General features: G+C 42.9%; 25 protein-coding genes, 1 tRNA gene and 1 pseudogene. 13 read left to right on the top strand and 14 right to left on the bottom strand.

Going from position 1 to position 25,227, the window contains the following annotated elements; genetic code table 11:
• Window positions 1-192: 192 nt before the first annotated feature.
• Window positions 193-659: pseudogene (locus APA_RS25835) on the top strand (transposase); the annotation flags it as partial.
• Here APA_RS25835 and APA_RS17030 read toward each other — a convergent pair.
• Together APA_RS17030 and APA_RS17025 are read right to left on the bottom strand one after the other, a co-directional pair.
• The gene (locus APA_RS17030) at window positions 630-827 is read right to left on the bottom strand and encodes a hypothetical protein (protein WP_201323449.1); all 198 of its coding nucleotides are present in this window, start codon (window positions 825-827) and stop codon (window positions 630-632) included. The pseudogene APA_RS25835 and the gene APA_RS17030 sit on opposite strands and share 30 nt — an antisense overlap.
• Window positions 817-993: a hypothetical protein gene (locus APA_RS17025; RefSeq protein WP_201323448.1), complete on the bottom strand. Its 177-nt coding sequence runs from the start codon at window positions 991-993 to the stop codon at window positions 817-819. The genes APA_RS17030 and APA_RS17025 overlap by 11 nt, the downstream gene beginning before the upstream one ends.
• On the opposite strand from APA_RS17025, the gene APA_RS17020 reads away from it, so the two are divergent.
• Window positions 992-1,984 carry a succinate dehydrogenase/fumarate reductase iron-sulfur subunit gene (locus tag APA_RS17020; protein ID WP_201323447.1) on the top strand — a complete coding sequence of 331 codons (993 nt, stop codon included), beginning with the start codon at window positions 992-994 and terminating at the stop codon, window positions 1,982-1,984. The genes APA_RS17025 and APA_RS17020 overlap by 2 nt on opposite strands.
• On the opposite strand, the gene APA_RS17015 is transcribed toward APA_RS17020, so the two are convergent.
• The gene (locus APA_RS17015) at window positions 1,960-3,348 is read right to left on the bottom strand and encodes an N-acetylmuramoyl-L-alanine amidase (RefSeq protein WP_201323446.1); all 1,389 of its coding nucleotides are present in this window, start codon (window positions 3,346-3,348) and stop codon (window positions 1,960-1,962) included. The two genes, APA_RS17020 and APA_RS17015, sit on opposite strands and share 25 nt — an antisense overlap.
• Before the next feature lie 96 nt (window positions 3,349-3,444).
• Between APA_RS17015 and APA_RS17010 the strand changes: the two genes are divergently transcribed.
• The 3 genes from APA_RS17010 to APA_RS17000 all read left to right on the top strand — a co-directional run bounded on the left by APA_RS17010 (window position 3,445) and on the right by APA_RS17000 (window position 5,136).
• A complete protein-coding gene (locus APA_RS17010) occupies window positions 3,445-3,654 on the top strand; it encodes a hypothetical protein (RefSeq protein WP_201323445.1) in 210 nt (69 codons plus the stop codon).
• The gene (locus APA_RS17005) at window positions 3,638-4,042 is read left to right on the top strand and encodes an NIL domain-containing protein (RefSeq protein ID WP_201323444.1); all 405 of its coding nucleotides are present in this window, start codon (window positions 3,638-3,640) and stop codon (window positions 4,040-4,042) included. The genes APA_RS17010 and APA_RS17005 overlap by 17 nt, the downstream gene beginning before the upstream one ends.
• Before the next feature lie 347 nt (window positions 4,043-4,389).
• Window positions 4,390-5,136 (top strand): DedA family protein, encoded by a 747-nt coding sequence (locus tag APA_RS17000; RefSeq protein WP_201323443.1) that lies wholly within the window; start codon window positions 4,390-4,392, stop codon window positions 5,134-5,136.
• 48 nt (window positions 5,137-5,184) lie between these two features.
• Here APA_RS17000 and APA_RS16995 read toward each other — a convergent pair.
• From APA_RS16995 to APA_RS16985, 3 genes are all read right to left on the bottom strand, one after another.
• A tRNA-Ser gene (locus tag APA_RS16995) sits at window positions 5,185-5,269 on the bottom strand.
• 177 nt (window positions 5,270-5,446) lie between these two features.
• A complete protein-coding gene (locus tag APA_RS16990; RefSeq protein ID WP_201323442.1) occupies window positions 5,447-6,604 on the bottom strand; it encodes a hypothetical protein in 1,158 nt (385 codons plus the stop codon).
• Between the two features lie 510 nt (window positions 6,605-7,114).
• Window positions 7,115-9,469, bottom strand: coding sequence for a hypothetical protein (locus APA_RS16985; protein WP_201323441.1), 2,355 nt, complete (start codon window positions 9,467-9,469; stop codon window positions 7,115-7,117).
• 218 nt (window positions 9,470-9,687) lie between these two features.
• Between APA_RS16985 and APA_RS16980 the strand changes: the two genes are divergently transcribed.
• On the top strand, window positions 9,688-10,149 hold the full coding sequence (locus APA_RS16980; RefSeq protein ID WP_236579632.1) for a hypothetical protein: 462 nt from the start codon (window positions 9,688-9,690) through the stop codon (window positions 10,147-10,149).
• Between the two features lie 107 nt (window positions 10,150-10,256).
• On the opposite strand, the gene APA_RS16975 is transcribed toward APA_RS16980, so the two are convergent.
• The 4 genes from APA_RS16975 to gpmI all read right to left on the bottom strand — a co-directional run bounded on the left by APA_RS16975 (window position 10,257) and on the right by gpmI (window position 13,885).
• The gene (locus APA_RS16975; protein ID WP_201323439.1) at window positions 10,257-10,973 is read right to left on the bottom strand and encodes an SDR family oxidoreductase; all 717 of its coding nucleotides are present in this window, start codon (window positions 10,971-10,973) and stop codon (window positions 10,257-10,259) included.
• Between the two features lie 19 nt (window positions 10,974-10,992).
• On the bottom strand, window positions 10,993-11,181 hold the full coding sequence (locus APA_RS16970; RefSeq protein ID WP_201323438.1) for a hypothetical protein: 189 nt from the start codon (window positions 11,179-11,181) through the stop codon (window positions 10,993-10,995).
• A gap of 109 nt (window positions 11,182-11,290) precedes the next feature.
• The gene (locus tag APA_RS16965; protein ID WP_201323437.1) at window positions 11,291-12,124 is read right to left on the bottom strand and encodes a dienelactone hydrolase family protein; all 834 of its coding nucleotides are present in this window, start codon (window positions 12,122-12,124) and stop codon (window positions 11,291-11,293) included.
• A 156-nt stretch (window positions 12,125-12,280) separates the two neighbouring features.
• Window positions 12,281-13,885, bottom strand: a complete 1,605-nt coding sequence (gpmI, locus tag APA_RS16960) for a 2,3-bisphosphoglycerate-independent phosphoglycerate mutase (protein ID WP_201323436.1) — start codon at window positions 13,883-13,885, stop codon at window positions 12,281-12,283.
• Between the two features lie 378 nt (window positions 13,886-14,263).
• Between gpmI and APA_RS16955 the strand changes: the two genes are divergently transcribed.
• From APA_RS16955 to APA_RS16935, 5 genes are all read left to right on the top strand, one after another.
• Window positions 14,264-16,096: an aspartate kinase gene (locus APA_RS16955; RefSeq protein ID WP_201323435.1), complete on the top strand. Its 1,833-nt coding sequence runs from the start codon at window positions 14,264-14,266 to the stop codon at window positions 16,094-16,096.
• A gap of 70 nt (window positions 16,097-16,166) precedes the next feature.
• Window positions 16,167-16,871: a signal peptidase I gene (gene lepB, locus APA_RS16950; RefSeq protein ID WP_201323434.1), complete on the top strand. Its 705-nt coding sequence runs from the start codon at window positions 16,167-16,169 to the stop codon at window positions 16,869-16,871.
• A 63-nt stretch (window positions 16,872-16,934) separates the two neighbouring features.
• On the top strand, window positions 16,935-17,513 hold the full coding sequence (gene lepB / locus APA_RS16945; protein WP_201323433.1) for a signal peptidase I: 579 nt from the start codon (window positions 16,935-16,937) through the stop codon (window positions 17,511-17,513).
• A 75-nt stretch (window positions 17,514-17,588) separates the two neighbouring features.
• Window positions 17,589-17,873, top strand: a complete 285-nt coding sequence (locus tag APA_RS16940; protein ID WP_201323432.1) for a hypothetical protein — start codon at window positions 17,589-17,591, stop codon at window positions 17,871-17,873.
• 193 nt (window positions 17,874-18,066) lie between these two features.
• Window positions 18,067-18,909 (top strand): restriction endonuclease, encoded by an 843-nt coding sequence (locus APA_RS16935; protein ID WP_201323431.1) that lies wholly within the window; start codon window positions 18,067-18,069, stop codon window positions 18,907-18,909.
• A gap of 342 nt (window positions 18,910-19,251) precedes the next feature.
• Here the strand turns inward: APA_RS16935 and APA_RS16930 are convergent, their stop codons facing one another.
• Together APA_RS16930 and APA_RS16925 are read right to left on the bottom strand one after the other, a co-directional pair.
• Window positions 19,252-19,851 carry a Uma2 family endonuclease gene (locus tag APA_RS16930; protein ID WP_201323430.1) on the bottom strand — a complete coding sequence of 200 codons (600 nt, stop codon included), beginning with the start codon at window positions 19,849-19,851 and terminating at the stop codon, window positions 19,252-19,254.
• Between the two features lie 50 nt (window positions 19,852-19,901).
• Entirely contained in the window at window positions 19,902-20,687 is a 786-nt protein-coding gene (locus APA_RS16925; protein WP_236579630.1) for a class I SAM-dependent methyltransferase, read from the bottom strand.
• A 298-nt stretch (window positions 20,688-20,985) separates the two neighbouring features.
• Here APA_RS16925 and APA_RS16920 point away from each other — a divergent pair, with 298 nt between their 5' ends.
• On the top strand, window positions 20,986-21,825 hold the full coding sequence (locus APA_RS16920; protein WP_201323429.1) for a metallophosphoesterase: 840 nt from the start codon (window positions 20,986-20,988) through the stop codon (window positions 21,823-21,825).
• Window positions 21,826-21,952: 127 nt separating this feature from the next.
• Complete coding sequence (locus APA_RS16915; RefSeq protein WP_201323428.1) at window positions 21,953-23,236, top strand: glycosyltransferase; 1,284 nt, start codon at window positions 21,953-21,955, stop codon at window positions 23,234-23,236.
• 92 nt (window positions 23,237-23,328) lie between these two features.
• Here the strand turns inward: APA_RS16915 and ruvA are convergent, their stop codons facing one another.
• Both ruvA and APA_RS16905 read right to left on the bottom strand, forming a co-directional pair.
• Entirely contained in the window at window positions 23,329-23,973 is a 645-nt protein-coding gene (gene ruvA, locus APA_RS16910) for a Holliday junction branch migration protein RuvA (RefSeq protein WP_201323427.1), read from the bottom strand.
• Window positions 23,970-25,046 (bottom strand): hypothetical protein, encoded by a 1,077-nt coding sequence (locus tag APA_RS16905; protein ID WP_201323426.1) that lies wholly within the window; start codon window positions 25,044-25,046, stop codon window positions 23,970-23,972. Before APA_RS16905 ends, ruvA begins: the two co-directional genes overlap by 4 nt.
• Window positions 25,047-25,227: the final 181 nt, after the last annotated feature.

Raw genomic sequence — 25,227 nt, 5'->3', positions numbered from 1 at the left:
AAGATAAGAGTCCTCAAAGGGCAGGAAATGCGCCGATTAATCTATCAATTATCAAGACTTGGGTACTTTCTATATTTAGAATTCATGGTTTTACCTCAATAAAGAATGCAATTGACCATTTTTCTCATAATATACCTGCCATGTCGTCTTTACTCATCTAAATACTCTCTTACCCTTTCTTGAAACAGCCCTGGGTGCGGGAGCGGGGGGACACTTGAGAAAGAAAAACCACCCATCTTCGGCATGATTCAGGGCGGTGGTGAAGTGGTAATTCGCATGTTAGAAAACGCGCAATAACAAACTATTGAGCCTCTGATTAAAGCAACGATTGCTCTGTTTACATTGACGAATATGCTATCTACATCCCTTTACAAGATTGGGGCTATGGACACAAAACTGTTTGTCATGGTGCAGGAGAATAGGCACGAGATGAAGATGGCGATGTTTTTTGTGAAATTCATGTCAATACGATGGAAGACTTTTGGTCGCTTTTGCGCTCTTGGCTAAGACCTCATTGCGGTATTTCTCAAGAAAAGTTACCTTTGTATTTGAGTTTCTTTGAGTTTGTTCATAATGCCAAGAGAAGGGGTAAAGCTTTGCTGAGTGCTTTGCTGCACTCTCTTCTTTCCTTACCTCCCCGAAACACCTATTGCTCCTGATTTATTACCTACTGGCGGATTTGGATCAATTACGCGATCCACCTCATCGATCTCATCCATCTTCTTCAACTCAGACACAAGGCGCTGAGACTGTTCATCAAGATCTTCTGAATCAAGATCAGGATCATTAAATGCGATCGTAAATTTAATGCTGGAGTTAGAAGCCATACTGATTCAAAGAGTTTTTCATATTCTTTACTCGATTACTGCGAATTATATCAGCTAAAAACTTGATATTCATTAAAACGTCTCGATTAAAGCGATCGCCCCATCCATCAAACATTGCGTTAAAGTTAAACTTACTGCACAAAGCCCGATCGCCAATATCAACCATGAATATTAAAGTCAAGCTTCGCCGCCAAACATCGCGCACCAGCGAACCCACCTATCAAACCTTTCAAATCGAAGCCGATCCAACTCGCACAACAGTATTAGATGCATTAATTAAAATCCAGAGCGAACAGGATGGCTCCATCGGCTTTCGGCGCAACTGTCGCAATGCTATTTGCGGCTCTTGCTCAATGCGAATTAATGGGCGATCGGGCTTAGCTTGTCAGAAACATATCAGCGAAGTGATGAGCGATCGCGATACCGAACTAGTCATCGAACCAATGCAAAATCTACCCGTGATCAAAGACTTGATCGTGGACATGACTAAGTTTTGGGATAATCTTGCCAAAGTCGATCCCTACGTCTCCACTGCATCACGGCAAATTAGCAAAACTGAATACCTCCAAACCCCAGCCCAACGTGCCAAACTCCAAGCCGCCGCCAATTGCATTCTCTGCGGTTCCTGCTATTCAGAATGTAATGCTGCGGCTGTCAGCGATCGCTTTGTTGGCCCCCATGCATTAGCGAAAGCATATCGAGTCATGGCAGACAACCGTGACGATCGCACGGCTGAACGAGTAGAAAAATATAACGAATCAGGATTTGTCTGGGACTGCACGCGCTGCTATAACTGCAACGAAGTCTGTCCAGTAGAAGTACAACCCCTAGATCGAATTTCCCAAATCAAACATGAGATCCTCGCTAATACAGATTTACAAGAATCCACCGCTCAACGTCATCGTCACGCGATGGTTGAGCTAGTCAAAGAAGATGGATGGATCGACGAAAGCAAATTCGGAGTGCGCGTAGTTGGTAATAACTTCCGAGATATCAAAGGATTATTAAGCATTTTCCCTCTCGGCATTCGCATGATTTTAAGCGGCAAAATGCCCTACCCTTGGCAATTTCAAAAATCAGAAGGAGCAAAAGAAGCTAAAGCTTTGATTGAGGCGATCGCTTCTGCGAAAAATCAGAAAATGCCTGCGGATTCGTAGAGACGGCGAATGAGAGCGAGTATCTTGCGATCGTAGAGAGGATCGATCGCCCAACGTCCTGTTAGTTGATGTAAGACTGGGGCAATACCTCTCGCCACCAAATGGAATCTGGGTGCAACTAAAGGTTTAAATAGCGGGGCATTACTGGCATAAGCTTTAAGCTGTTGGATATGTGCTCTTACACCTGTGCGCTGATCGGCAAAACTGGCGGCTGATCCATTTGCCATAGAACTAGCCGCTGCACCCAAACTAGCAAAATTATTTTTCTCAGGTTCAATACCTTTGACAAACCTGAGAAAGCCAGTTTCAATGCACATTTGACAAAAAGCAACATCATGATTTACGCCTTCAATTTCTGCTTCTTCTCGATATATTTGGGGTAGATCGCTATAATTTGTGAGAACTGCTTCATTATTATTTTTAAGAAACATCAGCATCTGTACTTCCGAAGCATTGCCAACCCCCATGATCTGATCGATTTGTCCAGTGAAAACTTTAAAAATTGTTTTCAAATAAAGGGTGCGTGTAGTGCTATCCCAAGATACAGAAGTATTTAGCTCGCGCAGCGCGATCGCTTGTACATAGACAATACTTTGATAACGCAGACGACAGGTTAGAGGGATTTGGTTAAGATCGAAGCCGAGGCGATCGACTAAATCCGCAGGTACAAAAACATTGCCTGAAACTAGAATCCCTTTTTCTTCATAACTTTGACCATTGAGATTGATATTAATCTCTGGATAAGCCACAGGCTTAATATTTGTAGGGCGATTGGATGGCGTATATACAGGAATCGTCGTGGCAGTTTCGTTAATCCATGCTTGCAACCCATCAGCAATTCCGATCGCATAGTCACGTCGCCTAGTTTGCATTAATAACTTGTCTTGAGAATTGTTAGAAAAAACTAATTCCAGCAAAATAGAAGGAACTGAAATTTGGCGGCAAAAACTCAAACTACCTATGCCCGCGATCGTATCCGCTTTTGCGCCGCGATTGATGATTTCTGGTACACGCTTAGTTAAGGCGCTGGTAAGTATTTCTGCTTGTCGTTTTCGTAGTGCATTATTAGTAATGTAATAGGCAGTTGTACCGCGTAATTCACTAGCATTGGCGATATCAATCTGCAACGACAAAGCCACATCTTGAGATGTGGCTCTCGCATTAATCCATGCGATCGCCTCAGTTAAATTTAAATCATCGCTAGGGATGGTAATCGAAATACCACGCGATCGCAATTCGGCAATCACCAAGTCCCTTGTGGCAGCTAATTCAGCAGTTTCCATAGCTCCACCCGTCATCTCACTTAGATCGCGAAATGAACCCTCAAAACCACCGTGACCTGCGGAAATAAATATTTTACCCATATCTCTATCTGCCAGCCAATTTCAGCAACCCAAAAAGTCTTCGTAAGTCTATCAGCTTTTGTCCTGTTTGACTTTTTATTATTAGAAACCCTAATTATGAAAACCAATTTTGGCGTTTACAGCGCCTACGGCGCTGTAAACGCCAAAATTGGTTTTCATATTAAAAATAGAATGGTGCTTCGCGCCCTTCTATTTTTTGGATTGAGATTCGATGGTAAAAATATCAAAATTGGTTTCATAATTAGAATTGCTGGTTTATTAGGGCGGGAATCTTCAAAAAGTACCAATTATGAAAAAAAGAGTTAATCTTACCTTTCCCAAGCGAGCAATCAGCATTCCGATCACCTATCGGCTTGCCAAAGATTTTAATATTGCCGCCAATATCATTCGTGCCCAAGTTGCCCCCAATAAAGTTGGCAAAATGGTGCTGGAGCTATCAGGCGATATTGACCAACTCGAAGAAGCGATGGACTGGATGCGATCGCAAGATATCGAGGTTTCATTACATGGGCGCGAAATTGTAATCGATGATACTGCCTGTGTCGATTGTGGCTTGTGTACAGGCGTATGTCCAACCGAAGCCTTGACTCTCGACCCGAAGACTTTTCAACTCAACTTTTTGCGATCGCGCTGTGTGGTATGCGAACAATGCATTACTGCATGTCCTGTTAATGCAATATCTATTAACCTATAGCTTTTTTTAGCAATTTCCGATTAAACGAACCCCCAATAAATTTTTTAAAAGTCTTGCTTTGCAACACTTTCAAAAAATTTATTGGTTCGGGATTGAGCACAAAGCAATGTAAGCTCAAAAGAGGTAACGCTTGAGATATAAATCATCATCAACTGATTTGAGAACGCGATAACCGCCTATAATGATACAAAAAGTAACAATTTTTTATAAGTAGCTAGGCACAATTAAATATAAAACCTCAAAATCTGTACCGCCCGCTACGCGGGCGGTACAGATTTTGGCTCTGGGTTTTTAATTATGCCGAGGTACTTAAACCATTTAATAAATCAAACTTTGAGTCATAACTCATGCATTTTGAGTTTTTTTCGCTAGAAATTATTCAAGAATGGACGCAGCAGTACGGATACTGGATTGTCTTCTTTGGCATCATGCTAGAGAATGCAGGTATCCCATTACCAGGGGAAACGATCACCTTAGTTGGTGGATTTTTAGCTGGAAATGGTGAATTGCGCTATCCATTAGTTTTGCTATGTACTGTCGCAGGAGCGATCTTAGGAGACAGTGCGGGTTACTGGTTAGGTCGTTGGGGAGGCTTGCCAGCATTAGAAAAAATCGGCAAGTTATTTCGGATGCCCAGCGATGAAATTGCGATCGCCCGTGAAAAATTTCGTGGCAGCGCCGATCGGGCTGTCTTTTTTGGGCGCTTTATAGCTATTTTACGAATCTTTGCAGGGCCAATGGCAGGATTATCGGGGATGTCCTATTCCCGATTTCTATTTTTTAATGCCACGGGTGCAATAGTTTGGGGAACACTCACCACAGGGGTCGCTTACTACGCAGGTACATTAATTCCCCTAGAAGCTCTAGTCTCTGGAGTCGTCAGGATTAGTTCAATTATTTTAAGTGGTGTAGTGCTATGGTTTGCTACGCCTCCTGCATTCCGATGGCTTAAGGCAAGATTTATCAACTGGGGCAATGCAAATAAACCTCAATCCTCTAAACCTAGTCATCCTAGTCTCATATCTGCTCAAGATTCACCCGTCCTGTTATCAATCACTGAAGATAAAGTGATGGTGAAAATCGAAAAAGATTAAACAAAAAAAGATGGGCTACCCAGTGGGTAGCCCATCTTTTTGTAATCACGGAGAGAGAGGGATTCGAACCCTCGGTTGCTTTCACAACATTCGATTTCAAGTCGAACGCATTCGACCACTCTGCCATCTCTCCCGATGGATATTCTAAAGCATGATTACACCTAACACAAGCAAAAAATAAAGACTCGCAATGCGAGTCTTTATTTTTTAGAGATAGTGGTTTCAAATGAGTATGCACTCATTTAAAACCCAAAATCAATCCTATGCCATAGGTAGTATAAAAACCCTTACAGGCTACCTAGCCAATTACCTATGCCTTAACCGCAGACATCGACAAGGTGTAGTAACCCAACTGGTTAGGAACTCTCTCCCACTTACCATCCAACTTGCCCTTAGACAAGTTTTTGGTAACGCGATCCTTCGCTTGACGGAAGTTTTCTGCCGAGAGATCGCCATAGAGAGCTTTGACAACGCTATCAGCATTCACAAACTCGCCCTTACGCTCTTGCAAAACCTTCTCGATCGCATCAGTTAAGGTATTACCTTGATAGAGAGGACGCATAACCAGAGAACTCATGCGACCAGACTTCTTAGGCTGTGAAGATTTAGATGCTTCAGCTTCAGCCTTTTTTGAAGCCTTAGGAGCAGCCTTGGTTGCTACTGTCTTAGGAGCTTTGGTTGCTACTGCCTTAGGAGCTTTGGTTTCCTTAGGAGCTTTAGTCGCTTTGGTTGCTTTAGGAGCAGGAGCAGCTTTCGCAGCAGTTTTAGGAGCAGGAGCAGCTTTGACTGCTTTAGGAGCAGGAGCCTCAGCCTTCACAGATGCAGCTCTACCTCTCTTAATAGTAGAGGTAGGGACTGTTTTCAAGGTTTCCAAAGACAATGTGTAGTAACCAAGTTGGTTAGGAACACGCTTCCATCTATTTTCACCTTTACCCTTAGAGAGATTTTTGGTGACGCGCTCTTTAGCGACTCGGAACACTGTCTCGGTCAGATCACCGTAAAGGATACTGACCACGTCATCAGCATTTACTGCTTGACCTTGGCGTTCATTCAAAATCTTTTCGATCGCTTCTGTGAGGGTAAGCCCTTCGTAGGCAGGACGAGTTGTCAAAGAACCACGACGATGTCCTCTTCCTCTTCCTTTAGCGGCAGGAGCAGCTTCAGGCTTAGCGACGGCTTTAGGTTTGCGACCTTTAGTAGGGGCAGGTGGAACTTCAGCAATGACGACGGGAGCAACAACAGGAGCAACAACAGGAGCAGCAGCTACGACTTCTTTCTTTTTAGCTTTGGTCTTAGGAGCTTCGGCGGGTAATGTGCCTAGAAGAGCTTCAACATGCGCAAGTTGGGCACGGGCTTGAGCAACTTTATCTTCATATTCAGAGAGGAAGCCTTGTAAACTGCTATGCAAAGCTTGTAAAGTCGCACCAAAGCCGTCCGGCTGTAGGGTTACAGGTAGATCTATAGTCATATTACGGAAACCAAAAAGATAGTAATGATTGATTGATTAGATTAGCTTGTTTCTTCGTACTTTTACTTATGATGGAAGAAACTCATCATTCCGTTCTATCACGTTTTGAGAGAACTCGCAATAGTTTAGAAAGAATTCTCACCATTTTATTTTATTTTAGAAGAAAGAGAGATATGCATCGTCTCTTTTCCCTCGTTGTATAAGTTCATAAGAAGCACCCTAACTCAAGCTAAATACTACCAATTCCCTGAAGTGTCGGTCATACGTCACGGGATTAAATCTATACCCAGCAAGGTTTTTATATTTAAAGAAATTTCGCCGCCATTTTTTGAATTGGCATAAAGTCTATTCGGGTTAAGTTAAATATTGCTGAGAGAGAGTTCTCTGCGCAAACTCTCTCTCAGAGCCAAAAAACAAAAGTCTCGCTAAGCGAGACTTTTGTTTTTTGGCTCTGATGACTTAGCCCGGACTATCGTTAAATAAAGTTTTGTGGGTTTTAATAAAGCGTTACTATTTTTTTAAGTCTAGGAGAAACTTTGCTTCTGCGGAGCGATCGCTGTTGGGATATCGCTCTAGCAACCTTTGCAAATAATTGGATTGCTCACTGAGAAAGAAGCTAGAAAATAGCAAATCATCAATATATTGGCTCCGAGGAAACTTCACCTGTAATTCAGTGATGATGCCATCAATGCGCCTTTGGTAGTCAGAACGCATATTCTTTTCGCGTTGCTCGTAATCTTGGTAAGAATAGCTACGTCTACTCGCTGGTTGATATTGCTTAGTAGTAGTCACTCCTGCGGGTGGATGGATACGTTGGGTTTCTGAGAAAGTGTGGTTTTCCCACTGGGCAAGCAGGGTCATTGCTACCATGTAAAGAGATTTTTCTCGAAGGTCAGTCGGGAGACTGCCATCTTCAAGCAAGTTTTGATAGAGGGAAAGAGCGATCGCATTTTGACTGCCAGCTTGATACTTAGCGAGAATTTCCGCATCACTGCGCTTAGATTCATCGCATACCCACCACTCGCTACAATTCCAGTTTGGCAAGCGATAAAGGCGACTACCATCCCAGATCGGCAAATAACCGTTTTTCCATCCGCCCATGCCTGCCCAATCGGAGGCGATCTGATATCGCGATTCGGGAGTATTTTCGATTTGCCATTGGCGGAGTTTTTGCCAGCGTAATTTTTGTTCGCTCAATAATGATTGGGCTTCTTTCTTAAAGTTTTCGACCTGATTATATTGCCATGACCAACGCATTCGTCCTTGCGGATAATAATAAGCTTCGAGGATTCGATCAGGAATAGCTTCTAATTGCACATTTGCGGATATCTCTAGAGCCTTGGCATAGTCATGCGATCGCGCATATTGGATCGCGATCGCATATTTCAAGAGAGAGCCAAGGGGTTGATTTTCTGGCTCTTGCAGGAGGGTCTGCATCTGGTCGATGGATAGACCGATATCAAGGAGGGTACGCACATGGGGGAAGGCGAGGTAAAGGGCATCGCGATCGCCCATTGGTTGTGCCATAACTTTGATCCAGAGACGCATCGCTCCGACAATATCATTGTTGTCTTGGAGACTCAGAGCAAGGAAGTGATGAGCATCGTCGGCTCCAGAATGCTGTGAATATCGCTTGAGCCAGTCTTGCCATGCATTGAGGCGTTCTTTCTCAGATCGTTTGGCATTGCTAGCAAGAACTGCTTCACTACGGGGCTGACCATCAAAATAAGAGCGACCTGTTAAATCACCATATTCGCGACAGGCGATCGCAAATTTTGATTGCGGATATTTCTCCACCATTCCCAGCAGCAAGTAATAGGCATAGTCACCTTTTGGCGCAAAATTTTCGTAACTGACGATCCGTGAGAGGGAATGTAGTTGAGATAGATCGTTATTCAAAATATTTTTGAGGATTTCTGTCCCTTGAGGATCACCATGTCGATCCAATTCTGCGATCGCCCACATGCGATCGCTAGCAGATTGATCATTAGCTAAAGAAAGAAAGAAGGAGCGAGCGAAGGGCGTAATTTGTCCTGCTTTGATAGCACCTAATCGCTCAACTAAAATGTGCTCTTGGGCATCGCTAGACAACTTTTTATAGAGGGCGATCGCTGATTTGACTTGAATATCTGTAGGCTTTTGAAGTTGCTCGTACTGTAACCATTCCGATAGACCCACAAAATTCTTGTCCTTCTCGTAGGAGTTTTTGCCATACACAGCTTCATAACCTAGTAATTGCGTTAAAAAACCTAGATTAAATTGGTCGTAATATTGCGGCGAATTCCGAGGTTCAAGATTTGCTTTGGCAAGACTGATTAACTCTTTCCGTACTTTTGGATCATCCAAGCCAAATTCTTTTTCCCAGTCCTTGCTTTGAGCCTCTGAAGTATAGGGAGCGATGTCATAAAAGTTAGGATAAGCCAAACGTCGTTGAATCTGTCCTCTCAGCCACAGGGTTGTATAGGGTTTACCTAGACGACGAATTCCTTCGATACCATACTTTTGGCGAGTATCATCACGGGAGCTAGCATAATAACTCAGTAATGGATATGCCTTGGCTCCATATTTTTTCCAGACTGGATTCTCAACTGGATCTTTTCCCCATTTAGCAACAATAATATCTTGGCGAATTGCTTGAGCGATTTCTTGCCATTGGGGATCAAATCGAAGGCGATCGCGCAGGACATCATCGATTTCTAGTTGTGAGATTTCTTGGGGACTGAAGGAATCCGCAAGTTTTGACATTTCAGATGGACTAGGTATTTTGACTGTCCGTGATTGAAATACTTCTGTCGCTTTAAGGGCTATGCCAAACGAGAAGATCGTGACGAATATAGTCAATATATATAGATATCGCTTTTGCATTTTGATCTCCAAGTTTAGGCAAGCTGACAGAAGGCTAGATAAGAATTTGCTTTTTATCATTAAACTTGATTTTGGTGAGATAGAAATACTTCTCAGTAATTTGAAACAAAGCAATTCAGAGAGAAATCCCTCTCTCATGACTAGAAAGCTTGCAATTTAGATTTATTTGTGCAAAAAATGACTAAATACTGATTTTCGCTAGGATTAACAGGTGAAAAATGAGACGATTGATCAATAGTTTTTGCATAGCTTTAGCGTTACTTGTGCCAACATTCTTATGCCTGTACGCACCTATTTGGTATGCATTTAATCTATTTTTAGTAATCCCACTGGTGCAAGATAAAGTCTTTATGATTGGGGGTATGGCTTTTTTTGTTGCTTTCAGCCTAATTCTCTATCTAATCTTTATCGGTATATGGCGCTTGGCATTAAAAATCTTTTGGAGTAAACCACCATCATGGACTTATCCACAAAGCTGGAAAAGTGTCTTTATTAGTTGGGTAATCGCTTCACTTTGTTTAGTTGTGGCAATGTTATTTGAGCCTAGATTATGGGATAGTCCTAGATTGCTATTGCAAGAAAATGACTACTATATGAAGCGCCTAGTAGAGAATACACTAGGTAAAATCATGAGTATCTGGTTATTTGCTACTACTGCTGTTTACTATCTTAAAAAGTAGAGAAACACCTATTCTCTCCGTAAAAATGTCTTTCAAATTTTGCTCCCCCTTTTCAAGGGAGAGCAAGTAGAGATTTATACTAAAGCCTAGGTTTTCTAAACGCACTATTAAAAGAATAAATGGCTTTCGGGTTGAATATTGATTTCCATCGGGACGGCTTGTGGATCAGCAGAAAGAGCAAACATGATTGCATTTGCCGCTGTTTCAGTCGTTAGCATTTTGCTGCGATCGACCTTCAGGCTGACGTTATCCCAAAATGGCGAATCAATCCCTCCAAAATAAAATAAAGTTACCTTAATCCCCAAGCGGCGAAGCTCATCTGCCATACATTTGCTAAATCCGATCGCCCCAAATTTCGATGCACAATAAGCTGCTGCCATTGCCATTGGATGCTTGCCAAGAATGCCAATTACATTACAGATATGTCCAATCTTGCGATCCTTCATGACATTGGCAACTGCTTGACTGGTATAGAAATTCCCCTTGAGATTGAGATCAATCATCTGATCAAGTTCTTGCGGTTCAATGCGAAGGAATTGCTTCATCACGCCCGCACCTGCGGCATTAACTAAGACATCAATCTGTCCAAACTTTGCGATCGCCTTCTGCACCATGGCTTCGACTTGCTCATATTTAGTGATGTCTGTAGGAATAGCGATCGCCTCAATGTCGTTGTCATCTTCCAAATTGTTGACTAGCTCTTCTAACTTATCAGCATCTCTAGCCACGAGAACTAACTTCGCTCCTGCTTCAGCAAGTTTTGGAACAAGTGCTGAACCAATTCCACCTGTTGCACCGACAACGACAACAACTTTATTTTGCATCTGAAAAAACACTATTTGTTTACAATACTTTACACTCCTTTACATGATAGAGCTTTGCAAGAAAAAAGAGCGCAATGCGCTCTTTTTTCTTGTTTAACATCATTTCAGCGGCTACTAATAAGTAGCTAAAAATCTGTGCCGCCCGCGCAGCGGGCGGCACAGATTTTGAATTTTTATATTTACAGCAATTTGCTTTCAAACCTGCCACGAATAAGAATATAAAACCCATTGCGGGGCTTCGCCCTGCGACCCTTCTTATGACGGGTTTGATCGAACACTGTTGTAATTCTTATTTACCGATGAAACTCAATTTTTGTTTAGATAACTTCATTTTCCTTAAACCAAGCCTGTAAACGTTTCCAGCCATCCTCAGCGTCTGACTGACGATAGGAAGGACGATAATCGGCGTGAAAAGCATGAGGCGCGTCAGGATAAACGACGATCTCAGATTTAGTACTGCAACCTTTCAGGCGATCGCGCATTTGCTCAACCGTATCTAAAGGAATGCCCGTATCTTTGCCACCATAGAGTCCTAAAATTGGTACTTGCAAGCTCATGGCGATATCCAGTGGATGTTTGGGCGTAAGTGCGGTTGATTCGCCCACAAGTCTGCCATACCATGCCACCCCAGCCTTAACTTTGGGGTTATGGGCAGCATAGAGCCAAGTGATTCGGCCACCCCAGCAAAAACCTGTAATCCCCAATTTTTGAATATTACCCTTAGACGATTTCGCTGCCCATGCCACGGTTGCATCAAGATCAGACATTACCTGAGCGTCAGGTACTTTACTAACCACTTTCCGAATCTCAGCAATATCTGTCAGTTTTGACACGTCGCCTTGTCGATAAAACATTTCAGGGGCGATCGCTAAATAACCTAATTTGGCTAAACGGCGACAAACATCTTGTATGTATGCATGAACTCCAAAAATCTCTTGGACAACTAAAATCACAGGGAAATCTTTCCCAAAAGTAGGCATGGCTCGATAGGCAGGGATTATGCCATCTTTGACAGGGATTTTGACTTCACCTGCGATGATCCCCTTGAGATCGGTAGTAATTGTTTTTGCAGAAATAGGCTGCACAGCGATCGCAAAGCCAGCCGTCAGACTGCTAATCGCAATGAACTCGCGTCTGGTCAGTTTTGACATTTAAGTTAACCTTCAGAATATAGATGGCGATAAGTTTTCTCTAACGCTATCTATATTCTGCAACCTAAAAAGGAAAGGTGGCGCAAGCGCCATCTTTCTTTAAAAAAAATCCGTGTCATCCATAAATCTGTCTAATCCGCGATTCAGCCCTTTGATTTATTTACCAATTTTGACTGGAGTTTTGACGCTCTGTAACTCATAAATTGCTGTTTCTAATAAAGAAACACCTGTCATTTCTTCTGGTTGCGGGACTTTCAGAATTTCTAAAATCGTAGGCGCAATATCCGCTAGACGACCACCTGAAGGCTTGAGCTTGACATCAGCACCATGACCATAGATCTTGCATCCTTCACCCTCTATCAAAATAAATGGCACAGGATTGCTAGAGTGGGCAGTCCAAGGATTGCCATGCTCATCCCACATATATTCAGCATTACCATGATCGGCGGTGATTAAAGCCGTACCGCCTGCATTGGCGATACTAGATAATAATTTGCCCAAACATTTATCTACATGTTCAAGAGCCTTGACCGTAGCTTCAAAGTTGCCAGTATGCCCGACCATGTCAGGGTTAGCGTAGTTAATCACGATTAGCGAGTAAATGCGCTTAGCGATCGCGTCTGATGCAATGCGCGTCACCTCAGCCGCAGACATGGCAGGTTCTTGATCGTAGGTAGAGACCCTTGGACTATTTACCAAAACTCGATCATCGCCTTCACTGGCTTCTTCCAGACCACCATCAAAGAAATAGGTGACATGGGCATATTTCTCAGTTTCGGCTAGCCGTAACTGCTTCAGTCCATGCTTCGCCACAACTGGCCCCAGCAAATTAGTTAAGTTTTGGGGTAAAAAGGCGACAGGAACTGGTAAAGCGCTATCGTACTGCGTAAATGTGGCATAAGCGAGATGCTCAATATGATCGCGTTCAAAAGCTACAAAGTTTTTTGCGACAAGGGCTTGAGTGATCTCACGAGAGCGATCGGGGCGGAAATTAAAGCAAATTACGCCGTCACCTGAGGCGATCGCGCCATGAGCAATTCGAGTTGGGGGTAGAAATTCGTCGGTAATTTTTTCTTTGTAGGCAGCTTCCAACAAATCTGTTGGTTCGGTTAGCTCAGTGGTGATGCAATCATTTGTCAGGACTTCATAGGCTTTTTGAAGGCGATCCCAACGCTTGTCGCGATCCATGACAAAATAACGCCCACTGACTGTGACAATGCGTCCGACACCAATCTTTTTAATATGTGCCTGTAAAAGCTTAATAAAGTTGATCCCTGAATGGGGCAAAGTGTCGCGCCCATCGGTAATCACATGAATACAGACATCATCAATTTGTTGGGATTTAGCTAAATCTAGTAATCCCAATAGATGATCGATATGTGAATGCACGCCGCCATCGGAGCAAAGCCCTAAAAGATGCAATTTGCTATGGTTGGCTCTGACCTTTTCACAAACTTGGACAAGCACAGAATTTGTCAACAACGAGCCATCATCGACAGCATCAGAAATCCTAACTAATTCTTGAGGAACAACTCGACCAGCACCAATGTTTAAATGTCCAACTTCAGAGTTGCCCATTTGACCTTTTGGTAAGCCAACATCTTTGCCAGAGGCTTGGAGGAGAGTTTTTGGGTAGGTACTCCATAGGCTATCCATGACGGGAGTATTTGCTGCGGCGATCGCATTGCCCTCGGTTTCTTCCCTATGTCCCCAGCCGTCTAAGATGATCAGAACCAGTGGAGAAACAGACCCCGTTTGCATAAAAGACAGTTCCTTGTTAAGTACACGTTCACTCCTGACTAGGTAATCATATCATTGGAGCAAATCTACGGATTATCTTAACAATACTTGTCAATTAGCGCGATCGCAATGTATCGTAAAAAACTTTTAATTATTTCCAAAATTGCCGTGCTTTATTTCAAGAGATGAATTGCTGGATTCAAAACCAATTTAGGGGTTTGCAGCGCCGTGGGCGCTGCAAACCCCTAAATTGGTTTCATAATGAGAATTGCTGGAATCCCCCCTCATTTATTTTGCCGATCGCTATATGAAATGTATGATGAATAGGCTGTAATGCTTTACTTTAGCTATTTGGCAAAACATCTCAAAAATTCTTTCAAGTTTAATTTTCTCTAACGAATGGCGTTAATAGTTCAGAAATATGGTGGCTCCTCCGTAGCCGATGCCGATCGCATTAAAGCAGTCCGCGATCGCATTAAGAAGACAGTTGATGCTGGCAATCAAGTTGTAGTCGTGGTTTCGGCTATGGGCAAAACCACCGATGGTCTGGTTGGTCTCGCTGAAGCAGTGTCAGCAAATCATAACCAAAGCCTCACCGAAATTGCGGCGAAAGAGCGCGAAATGGATCTGCTCTTAGCCACAGGCGAACAGGTGACAATCGCGTTGCTAAGCATGGCACTGCAAGCAGTAGGACAACCTGCGATCGCCATGAATGGCTCGCAAGTAAGGGTAGTCACCGAGCCGTACCATACCCGCGCCAGAATTTTATATGTGGAACCCGATCAAATCAAAGCCGCGCTTGCTCTTGGAAAAGTTGTGGTGATTGCAGGATTTCAAGGCGTGGCAATTGATCCAGAAACGGGGGAGCCTAGTACTGAAATTACGACTCTAGGACGTGGCGGCTCAGACACCTCGGCGGTAGCGATCGCGGCGGCGATCGAAGCTGACATTTGCGAGATTTATACTGATGTTCCAGGGATTTTGACGACTGACCCGCGCATTGTTCCTAAGGCGCAAATGTTAGCGGAAATTACTTGCGATGAAATGTTAGAGCTAGCAAGTTTAGGCGCAAAAGTCTTGCATCCGCGATCGGTAGAAATTGCCCGTAATTTTGGCGTAAAAATGTGTGTGCGATCGAGTTGGCTCGATGATGCGGGTACGGTGATCACTTCGCCGCGCATTGGTACTGGTAATCTCAAATCTCTAGAAGTAAATCGTTTTGTCGAGACAGTCTCGATTGATTACGATCAAGTCAAAATTGCGCTCTTGCAAATTCCCGATCGCCCAGGGATCGCCTCACAGTTGTTTAAATCTCTAGCCGATCGAGGAATCAATGTTGACTTAATTATTCAAGCGGTACAAGAAACCGAAGGAGTAAATGACATTGCTTTTACGATTCCTCAAAATCAATTGCAGTTGGCGGAAGTGGTCACCCGTGGTCTGGAAATCGGGGCAAGTTTAGTTACCGTCGATTCCAATGTTGCCAAAATCAGCATTATCGGTGTGGGCATGATCGGACGACCAGGGGTTGCCGCGCAAATGTTCACGTCTCTCGCTGAAGCGGGAATCAATATTCAAATGATTTCCACTTCTGAAATAAAAATTAGTTGTGTGATTGCGGCAACCGACGGGGAAAGTGCGATCGCGGCGATTCAAAAAGCCTTTAATGTACCAGTGAGATCGCATCAAGCCTGTGAAATCACTTCTGATGAAAATAGCTCAGATATTTCGCCTGTGCGTGGCGTGGCTCTAGATCGCAATCGCGCCAGAATCGCGGTGCAACAAGTGCCCGATCGCCCAGGCATGGCTGCAAAAATCCTTGAGCAACTTGTCGAACACAATATTAGTTTGGATATGATCGTGCAGTCGCAATCCGATCGCGATGTGAATGAAATTGCCTTTACTGTAGCGATCGCCGATCTTGCCAAAGCCGAAACAGCGCTCAAACAATATGCTAAAGTTCTCGGCTATGGTGAAGTTAGCTGTGATGGTGACATTAGCAAAGTCAGTATTGTCGGCGCAAATATGATCCATCAGTCGGGAATTGCCGCACGCATGTTTAGCGCCCTTGCGGATGCAGACATTAATATTGAGATGATCGCCACATCCGAGATTAAAGTTAGCTGTGTGGTGCGCGATCATCAAGCGGAACAAGCACTGAAAGTTATTCATCAAGAGTTTAACCTGTCTGGCGATCATGCAATTGAAGTTCCCAGTGCCTTGAAAAAGTAGCAAGTATGACACTTCACGTCAAGCTTGCTAAACAGGCTTTAAGATAAGTACATATCCCGCGAGCATTTCTATGTCATCTGATAATTCTAGCGATCGCACTGATGATTCACAATCCAATCCTCCCACCGATCCTAAGCAGTCACCTCCTGTTCCCAAACAAGAACATCCAGTCAAAAATTTCTTGCTCGATAATTTACCCACTGTCACAGTGGCAATTTTGTTGGCAGTAGGTGTGCGGATAGCTGTTGCAGAGCCACGTTACATCCCCTCTAGCTCGATGGAGCCAACTTTATTAATCGACGATCGCCTAATTATCGATAAGCTTTCGATCCGTTGGCGCAAACCTGAGCGCGGCGAAATTATCGTGTTTAATCCACCGATTAATCCAGTTGTCCCTGATGCTTCTAAGGTCTATATCAAACGGGTGATTGGTTTGCCAGGCGATCGCATCAGTATTCATGATGGCAAAGTCTTTATAAATGATGCACCTCTAAATGAGCCATACATTGCCGCACCACCAAACTACACTTTGCCAACCCAAGACGATGCGCTCTGTCCCAACTGCTTCCGTCCTGATAATGTCCAGTCTGGCAAAGAGCATCCATTTTTCACTGTGCCGAATGGCAAATATTGGGTGATGGGCGATAATCGCAATAACAGTTTGGATTCCCACGCATGGGGATTTATGCCCGAAGAGAATCTAGTTGGTCGAGCGGTGTTTCGTTACTGGCCCTTTGACAATCGCGCTGGGAATTTAAACGTTCCTAAATATTAGACCCTCACCCCAGCCCTCTCCCGCAGGAGAGGGAGCCAAAATAAATCCCAATAAATATTATTCATGACCACAGAAACTAAGCTCGATCCGCAAGTTCCCATTAAACCTTGGTGGCAACAACATGGCGAAACCATTCGGATTTTTGTCGTGGCTCTTGCGATCGCCTTATTTTTGCGGACTTTTATTGTCGAGCCACGCTTCATTCCCTCTGGCTCGATGGAGCCGACTTTGCAAGTAGGCGATCGCATCTTGGTCGATAAGATTTCGCAGCAATGGCAAGAACCACAACGTGGCGATATTTTAATTTTCTATCCGCCTAAGTCACCTGCGATTGAAGACAATACTAAAGCCTATATCAAGCGCTTGATTGGCATCGAAGGCGATCGCATTGCGGTACACGGTGGCAAAGTCTATCGCAATGATAAACCTCTCGATGAGCCATATATTGCGAAAGCACCTAAATATATGATGCGTCCTGTGACTGTTCCCAAAGGTCATTATTGGATGATGGGCGACAATCGCAATCACAGTAATGATTCGCATATTTGGGGATTTCTACCCAAAGAAAATGTGATTGGCAAAGCAACTATTAGATTTTTTCCTTTTGGCGATCGCTTAGGCGCAATTACAGCAAGTAAATAGCATCTAAATTTGTGTTTGGATAATCGCGAAAAAATCTGAATGTTAAAGTATCAGTAAACATACTCAAGAAAATCCATGGCACTAACCCTTAACCTACCATCAGAAGTTGAGAAGTATCTTTTACAGGAAGCCAATCAAAAGGGGCTTTCAATTGAATCTGTGACATTGGATTTATTAACCAGCTTTATTCTTCTAAAACAAAAACAAACTAAAGCGGTTAATTTGATTCAGTCTTGGATCGATGATGAAGATGTTGAGGAACAGCAAGAGACAGGTCAATATTTGATCAGCGCATTGGATGAGGATCGTCTCTCTGATCGCAAATTATTCCCAGTTGAGATGAAGGGTGTAACTTGGTAGGTTTCATTAATCTTTACTTTCATGACTATATGCGATCGCAGAAGAAGTTATCGCTAGAGTGGGTGTAAAAGAAATGAGTCGTTTTACTTCAATAAAAAATATAATTGGTAAATCGACTATTAGTTTTTTGACTTTTGGCGATCGCTTAGGCGCAATTACAAATTGACATTAGATAGCCTATCAATCCTTAAAAATGGCGACAAAGACTAAATCTCCCTGCTATGAGTGTGGCAAAAGTACAATTCGCAAGCATCCTATTCTTGATATGTATCTGTGTGCCAATTGTCAACGTCAGAATCAAGATAAGTATCAATACATAACTAAAACACGAGCAATAGGTGAGTATCGCCTCAAACCTAATGACCTAGAATCACTCGGTGTACATGAAGTTGATAATCCCTATTACAAAAAGGCTGCTCCAATGCAGTTATACCTACTTAATCAAGTTGAAGAACTTTCTAAGAAAAAATGGGGAAGTGCTGAACCTTATACTGTAGAACTTATTGAGTTTTCTAGCTCTCTTCTTGCTTGGTTTCTTGAGGATACAGAGCGTCTAAAACAATTACCTCCTGATAAGTTCCAATACTTGGTTGCTGATCGACTTGAGAATATGGGATTGAGCGTACAGCTAGTTGGTGATGTCTACCGTAAAGATGGAGGAGTAGACATTATTGCCTATCCAAATGGAGGCTGTGCTTTTCCTTTTTTGTTAGCTATTCAAGCGAAACATCATCACTCAAATCGTAAAACAGGCTCTCCTGATGTCCGTGATTTTCATGGAGTGCTTACTTCACGAACATCACAATTTCATATGGGTATGATTGTAACAAACACATCTTTTACTGCGGATGCCCAATGGTTCGCTAATAATAATCAAAATTTGCTGAGACTTAGGGACATGAAAGATCTAAGTCGTTGGATGAAAAACGATTTTGTGAACGAGTCCGAATGGCGCGAGATTCCTGAAAAAGTTGAGCTTGCTCACGGTATCACTATACAAATACCCAAACAACAGCTTTGGCTTCCGAGGAAATAAATTATTCTGTGTAATAGCGTTGCTATCTAACACTTTGCAACTGTACGTTCGCCAATCTCGTAAAATGCATTCAATGAAATGTAACGCACCTAATTTTGGTTGGGGCATTATGGTAGGCAGCAAGGTTAATCTTATCAAGTTCACCTAGATATTAGGAGATAGCGTATGCAAGCGTTTATTTGCGGATTGTCAGTCTAATCTTTTAAGTCATTGTTAATCTTGAAACGTCAATTTATCTAGAAAGCCATGCGATCGCAGATTCTGTAAAACACTCTAACAAAATGCAGCATATCCTAACTTATTTGAATGAAAGCGATCGCTTAGGCAAAAAGCAAATAGCATTTAGTTTTGTTGGATAGGAAACAATGCATCTAAAGCGATCGCAATATCAGGAAAAGCTTGCATAGCGAGACTATCGTTGCTACTCAAAATCAATTCTTCACGATAGCTTCCATCCTCTGGCTGACGGAAAATGTAAACTTGTCGATTTTGTAAATCGAGAATCCAGTACTCTAAAACTTGGTTTTTGCCATAAATACGCGCTTTTTGTTTACGATCCTTTGAGATAGTCCAATCAGCAACTTCTATCAACAGATAAATATCAGATACTTCAGGATGTCTAAATGAATATTCATGATCATCAAATCTGACAACAGCAATATCTGGTTCAGGCTCAGAATCATTCCCTAAAATCACGGGTAACTGTATACGAATTTCAGCGCGATCGCTTAGCAATTTAAACAGTAATCTACTACTACGTTGCACACTTGCAGCATGAAATGGTCGTTGCGGACTCATACAAACAATTTTTCCTTCCAACAGTTCTACGCGATCGTCCTCATCCAAAATCCCTGCTTCGATCATTTGGTGATAATCTGCGATCGACCAAAGATGAATTTGAGGTTCGAGTTCTTGTTCTGCTTCAATTACAGTTGCTTGCATGATATTTCAGCTCACAGCTTGGTTATGTTGATTTTAGCAAAAATCGCCGTTCATTTAATCTTACAGAGATAATAAAGCCACATGTCGGAGTTGTCACTTAACTCCTGTTGAGTTGTAATTTCTAGACCACTTTTCCAAGAGTACATTCTGATATGATCGAAATCTGTTTTTAATTGATTGAGCTGCTCTTGAGGTCTAATGTAATATTGCTTTAAGCAGAAGTTATGAGATTCATCTTGAATGATTTCATGTTCGGAATGTTTTATCTGCTGTGGGGAAATTGAACGATTGAAGAAACGCAAAAGAGCAAACATGATCATATTGACATAGGTTTTTAGCGGGTTAAAGCTAATCTGATTCTGCCATTTAAATTCTCGTTCTAGCCCTTGTAGGCTATGGCTTGAAAAGAAGAAATACCCTCCAGATTTACCAACTCGACTGACTTCTTGCAACGCTTGCAACCGATCCAAATGGGAAAGCGTATCAAGACCATTAAAGCTAAATAAAATAAAATCGAAAGAATTATCTTGAAACTGCCTCATATCTCTGGCATCGCCCACCTCAAACCCTCTTGATTGAGAAGATGATGGAAAGCGCTTCTGACAAGCTACAATCATCTCTTCAGCATAATCAATGCCAACATATTCCTTAACTACTTTAGAGAAATGTTGGGTAGTACGTCCTCCCCCCACACCTATATCCAGCATTTTCATATTCGACCATTCATTGCATAGAAGCTCCAAAATGGTTTGTTCTGCAGGTTGTAATTGGCGTAACTGGCTGTAATGTCGAACAATCTCACGAGCCATATAAACTTGATGATTATGATCAAACATGATGTTTCATGTTTGAAGGAAAATTCTGAAAGGGTACTTGCATTTTAAAATTGGAAGCGTCAGACTTATTAACATACCATTTTGAGTGCAATGCTTAAGGCTATTCTCATCTCAAAAAGCTGTTCTCATTCTGAAAATCAGTTTTGAGAAAAGTCAGCCGACGGCTGATTTTCCTCAAAACCGATTTTAGGGTTTGTAGCGCCGTACCCGATGCGAACCCTAAAATCGATTTCATAATGAAAATTGCTAAATCTCAAAAGATAACAACAAATAGAAATTATAATCACCAGAAATTCCAATGCGAAAAATAAAGAAAAAACGATATATTCTACTTTTCATTATTACGGTCTTAGTATTACTGCCTATTTATGCGTTTAGTATTGAGCCAAATCTTTTTGTGGTGACACATCATCGGCTCAACCCAGAAATTCCTTCTAATCATGACAGTTTAAAAATCGTTCAAATCAGCGATCTTCATCTGAAAAAATTTAACGATCACGCTCAAAGAATTGCCGAACAAGTTAATAAACTCCAGCCAGATATCGTAGTCTTTACTGGAGATTCTGTTGATAAAGCCGAACAGGTAGATGGGTACGATCGCTTCTTATCACTTCTCGATCGCCAAACAGCTAAATATGCGATTTTGGGAAACTGGGAATATAAAGCAAGAGTCAATTTAGAGCTTCTCACAAAAATATATGCTACTTACAATTGTCGCTTATTAGTTAATGAAAGTGTTTTATATAAACAAGGCGATCGCAAGCTATTGATAACAGGAATTGATGATTTAGTTAGCAAGCCTAATTTAACCAAATCGCTTCAAAATATTAATCCCAATCCCAATCATTTATTGCTTGCCCACTCACCCGCATATGCAGATACATTCTCTACTGATGAGTTGCGAATGCTGGCAGAATATAAGCCGCAATATATGCTGACAGGACACACTCATGGGGGACAATTATCTTTTTTCGGCTTTGTACCTATTCTGCCACCACGTAGTGGAAACTATGTTAGCGGTTGGTATCAGACCAATTCAATCTCCGTATATGTATCTCGTGGATTGGGAGTTTCGATATTACCTATGAGAATTGGATCAGTGCCTGAGATTGGCTACTTTGAATTGTTTTTGAAATAGGCGCGATCCATTATCTATAGATGTGTCAAGTGAAGTTACGACATAAAACCCAAAAGAGAGTTGCGGCGCTTCGCGCCGCAACTCTCTTTTGGGTTTTATGTGACAAACGCTAATATGAGGCAAAATCGTGAGTCGAATTGTTATTGCTATCATTGGCAGTCTTGGCGATCTGCATCCCAAGATTGCGATCGCACTTGAGCTAAGAAAACGTGGTCATCAGGTCGTTTTCGCAACACACCAAGAATATCAATCTAGAGTGGAAGCTTTGGGCTTCGAGTTTCATCGAATGCGCCCTGACAACCTGATGCTCAACGATCCTCAAATGGCGGCACGCATGATGGATTTACGAACGGGATCGAAATATGTGATCAATTGGTTGGGAGCAAGGTTGCGCGAAACCTACACTGATTTAATGAGCATTGCCAAGGATGCAGATTTTATCCTTGCAGGCGAACTTGTCTACGCGGCTCGACTGGTTGCAGAAATGTTGAAAATTCGCTGGGCATTAGGCGTACTTCAGCCAACTTCATTCTTCTCAGCTTACGATCCGCCCGTGCGAGCCGAGTATCCTTTTCTAGCAAAGTTGAGGATGTTAGGGCCTAGATTCAACCGAGGCGTAGTCCAGTTTGCAAAGTTGGTGAGTCAATCTTGGGCACAACCGATCTATCAACTTCGCTCCGAGCTTGGATTACCGCCACTTTTCGGCAATCCTCTGATTGATGACAAGTATTCACCCTACTTGGTGCTGGCTCTGTTTTCTCCACTGATGGTCAAGCCTCAACCAGACTGGGTAGCCAATGAGATCGCAACAGGATTCACATTTTACGACGGTAGCCAAGAAATGGAACCCAATTCGGAACTCTTACAATTTCTAAATGCAGGTGAGCCGCCCATTGTGTTTACCTTAGGTTCATCCGCCGTTTTCACACCTGATAACTTTTATCAGGAGAGCATTCAAGCGGCAAATCGATTAAATCGTCGTGCAGTCCTCCTAATGGGCAAGAATGCACCGCCCGCAAATCTTTCGCAAAACATTATTGCCGTGAATTATGCACCCTACTCTCAAATTTTTTCACGGGCTTGTGCAGTTGTTCATCAAGGTGGGATTGGAACAACGGCTCAAGCATTACGAGCAGGTCGTCCAACGTTGGTGATTCCCTATAGCCATGATCAGCCTGATAATGCGGCAAGAGTTGAGCGACTAGGAACATCACGCACTCTTTCCCGAAAGCAATACTCAACGCCACGAATTGTCAAGGAATTAAATGAATTGTTCGCAAATCCTAACTATGCGGCAAAAGCCACAGAAATCGGTCGCCTCATACATGCAGAAGATGGAGTAGGTGTAGCATGTGATGCCATAGAAAAACAGCTAATCCCAATTCCCAAAAACAAACCCAGTGAATATTAGTGGTGCGCGGCTTTGCCGCGCACCACTAATATTCACTGGGTAAGTTATACCAATTCTCAAAATGGCAACGCCATTTTGAGAATTGGTATAACTTACCGAGATAGCCATGCGATCGCTTCTTTAATCCAAGCTTCGATATCTTGGGTTTTAGCAAGAATTGGTAAACTTGCGATCGCATTCAGAGCATTACTAATTTCAGTTGGGGTATAACCTAGAGCTAACAAAGTCATCTCGACCTCCTCTTGCACCGCCAAACTAACCACGCTACCAACTGAGCTAGTTACACCAACTTGAGCCAAGCGCCAATCAGCTAGTTTTGTTTTTAGTTCCAGAGCCAACCTTTCCGCCGTTTTCGTGCCAACCCCTGGAGTTAAACTTAATACCCGCGTATTTCCTGAAACGATCGCCTTAACTAAATCTTGAATACCCAAACTATTGAGCAGCGCTAAACCAACCTGAGTCCCAATTCCTGAAACGCTAATTAATTGGCGAAACAACTCACGTTCAGCAAGAGTGGCAAAACCAAACAAGGTCATTTGATCTTCACGAACGATAAGATGCGTAAATATTTGCGTCTCTTCGCCTACGAGAGGCAACTTATTCGCAGTGCTCGCCGTAACTTGAATATCGTAACCAACACCCTGTACATCTAGGGTGAGCCAATAGGAAGGTGTATTTTTTCGAGAACTGTCGGCAGCTTTACAAGCAGCGATCGCACCACGCAGAAAACCAATCATCGGCGTGGCAATGGCGGAAACTGGGGAAGTTGCACAGCCGCTAGGGAAGTTACGGCTTTGCGAGGGCTAGAATTTGCGATCACAAGCTGAGTATCTTCTTCTCTTTCTGGATTAGCAACACTGCCATACAAAGCTTGCATAAACTTGGGCGTGGCAACAGTGGAAACCATTGCCGAGTTAGTTACGGCTGAGAGTGACGAATCAGATGAGTCGTTGTTGGCGGTAATATTTTTGCCCATAGCGATCGGCTGTTGCTCTGGTTGCGCCTCAATACGCCAGTTAACGATACGTTCATCCTTTGGTTCCGCAACAACCTGCAAAGGTGGCAAGTTAGGGGAGATCGGTGAACCTTGAGAAGCCTTGTGTGGTCGCATAATCAAAGGTGAAATCGGCTGGGTTCTTGATGGCATAGACAACTGAAGAGGTTCAGGTTCTTCAATTATTACTTCAGGCATTACTTCGGACTGGTGTAAATCAGTCGCAAAAGGCTTTAGCTCTTGAGAATCTTCTAGCTCAATTGGTTGAGGCGCAGGTACAATTTTGACCACATTTTGCAGAGTTGAGTCGTTGCTCGCCTCAACGGGAGTAATCTTTTCATCGGCAAGCTTAGCGATCGACCAAGACTCTAATGCCGACAGTGCCATGTCATTAGGAGCAGGTGTTGAGGTGTCGAGACAGCGTTCGAGGGCTGCTTTTAGTTGCGACGTGTGATGTTGTTGGCGCTTGAGGCGATCGCGCAGTTCATCACAATTAACATGCACATCTTGCAACTCACGTTCAAGCTGGTCGATGCGCGACTGAAGAGTTTGAGTGAGGGTTTCCTGTCTTTGGATGACTAGCTGCGACAGTTGCAGTTGCTCTTGAGCTTGTCGCAACAAAACCTGAGCTTGCTGACTTCGCTCATTGCAAAATTGTAGCTCCTGCTCTAAGACTTGTCTGGGCAAGGCGTTGAACAGAGTTGTTGGCTCACCGTGTACGTTTGAAGATACACTCTGTAGCGGGGTTTGCGGCTCTGGCATCAATGGACTAATGCGCTCTTGTGCTGATGAATCGCCAAATCCAGCTTGACTCATGACTTACCCTTCACACCAAGAATTTTACCTAGTGACAAATTTTAACTTAAAAATTTGTTTTTTGTATCATTAATTTTCATAAATTGACAAAGATTTATAACGATTATGACAATGCTGACTATAACTGACCTAAAGAAAAGGCAAATTCTGACATTTCTAAACCGAAAAGAGAGTTGCGGCG

It is taken from the genome of Pseudanabaena sp. lw0831 (assembly GCF_016584665.1).
GTDB lineage: Bacteria > Cyanobacteriota > Cyanobacteriia > Pseudanabaenales > Pseudanabaenaceae > Pseudanabaena.
The sequence above is the reverse complement of the archived record's forward strand: the minus strand, read 5'-3'. Positions and strand labels throughout refer to the sequence as shown.

Coding starts and splice junctions, on each gene's coding strand:
- APA_RS17030 (WP_201323449.1), bottom strand. CDS start 827: ATGGCTTCTAACTCCAGCATTAAATTTACGATCGCATTTAATGATCCT.
- APA_RS17020 (WP_201323447.1), top strand. CDS start 992: ATGAATATTAAAGTCAAGCTTCGCCGCCAAACATCGCGCACCAGCGAA.
- APA_RS17025 (WP_201323448.1), bottom strand. CDS start 993: ATGGTTGATATTGGCGATCGGGCTTTGTGCAGTAAGTTTAACTTTAAC.
- APA_RS17015 (WP_201323446.1), bottom strand. CDS start 3,348: ATGGGTAAAATATTTATTTCCGCAGGTCACGGTGGTTTTGAGGGTTCA.
- APA_RS17010 (WP_201323445.1), top strand. CDS start 3,445: ATGAAAACCAATTTTGGCGTTTACAGCGCCTACGGCGCTGTAAACGCC.
- APA_RS17005 (WP_201323444.1), top strand. CDS start 3,638: ATGAAAAAAAGAGTTAATCTTACCTTTCCCAAGCGAGCAATCAGCATT.
- APA_RS17000 (WP_201323443.1), top strand. CDS start 4,390: ATGCATTTTGAGTTTTTTTCGCTAGAAATTATTCAAGAATGGACGCAG.
- APA_RS16990 (WP_201323442.1), bottom strand. CDS start 6,604: ATGACTATAGATCTACCTGTAACCCTACAGCCGGACGGCTTTGGTGCG.
- APA_RS16985 (WP_201323441.1), bottom strand. CDS start 9,469: ATGCAAAAGCGATATCTATATATATTGACTATATTCGTCACGATCTTC.
- APA_RS16980 (WP_236579632.1), top strand. CDS start 9,688: ATGAGACGATTGATCAATAGTTTTTGCATAGCTTTAGCGTTACTTGTG.
- APA_RS16975 (WP_201323439.1), bottom strand. CDS start 10,973: ATGCAAAATAAAGTTGTTGTCGTTGTCGGTGCAACAGGTGGAATTGGT.
- APA_RS16965 (WP_201323437.1), bottom strand. CDS start 12,124: ATGTCAAAACTGACCAGACGCGAGTTCATTGCGATTAGCAGTCTGACG.
- gpmI (WP_201323436.1), bottom strand. CDS start 13,885: ATGCAAACGGGGTCTGTTTCTCCACTGGTTCTGATCATCTTAGACGGC.
- APA_RS16955 (WP_201323435.1), top strand. CDS start 14,264: ATGGCGTTAATAGTTCAGAAATATGGTGGCTCCTCCGTAGCCGATGCC.
- lepB (WP_201323434.1), top strand. CDS start 16,167: ATGTCATCTGATAATTCTAGCGATCGCACTGATGATTCACAATCCAAT.
- lepB (WP_201323433.1), top strand. CDS start 16,935: ATGACCACAGAAACTAAGCTCGATCCGCAAGTTCCCATTAAACCTTGG.
- APA_RS16940 (WP_201323432.1), top strand. CDS start 17,589: ATGGCACTAACCCTTAACCTACCATCAGAAGTTGAGAAGTATCTTTTA.
- APA_RS16935 (WP_201323431.1), top strand. CDS start 18,067: ATGGCGACAAAGACTAAATCTCCCTGCTATGAGTGTGGCAAAAGTACA.
- APA_RS16930 (WP_201323430.1), bottom strand. CDS start 19,851: ATGCAAGCAACTGTAATTGAAGCAGAACAAGAACTCGAACCTCAAATT.
- APA_RS16925 (WP_236579630.1), bottom strand. CDS start 20,687: ATGTTTGATCATAATCATCAAGTTTATATGGCTCGTGAGATTGTTCGA.
- APA_RS16920 (WP_201323429.1), top strand. CDS start 20,986: ATGCGAAAAATAAAGAAAAAACGATATATTCTACTTTTCATTATTACG.
- ruvA (WP_201323427.1), bottom strand. CDS start 23,973: ATGATTGGTTTTCTGCGTGGTGCGATCGCTGCTTGTAAAGCTGCCGAC.
- APA_RS16905 (WP_201323426.1), bottom strand. CDS start 25,046: ATGAGTCAAGCTGGATTTGGCGATTCATCAGCACAAGAGCGCATTAGT.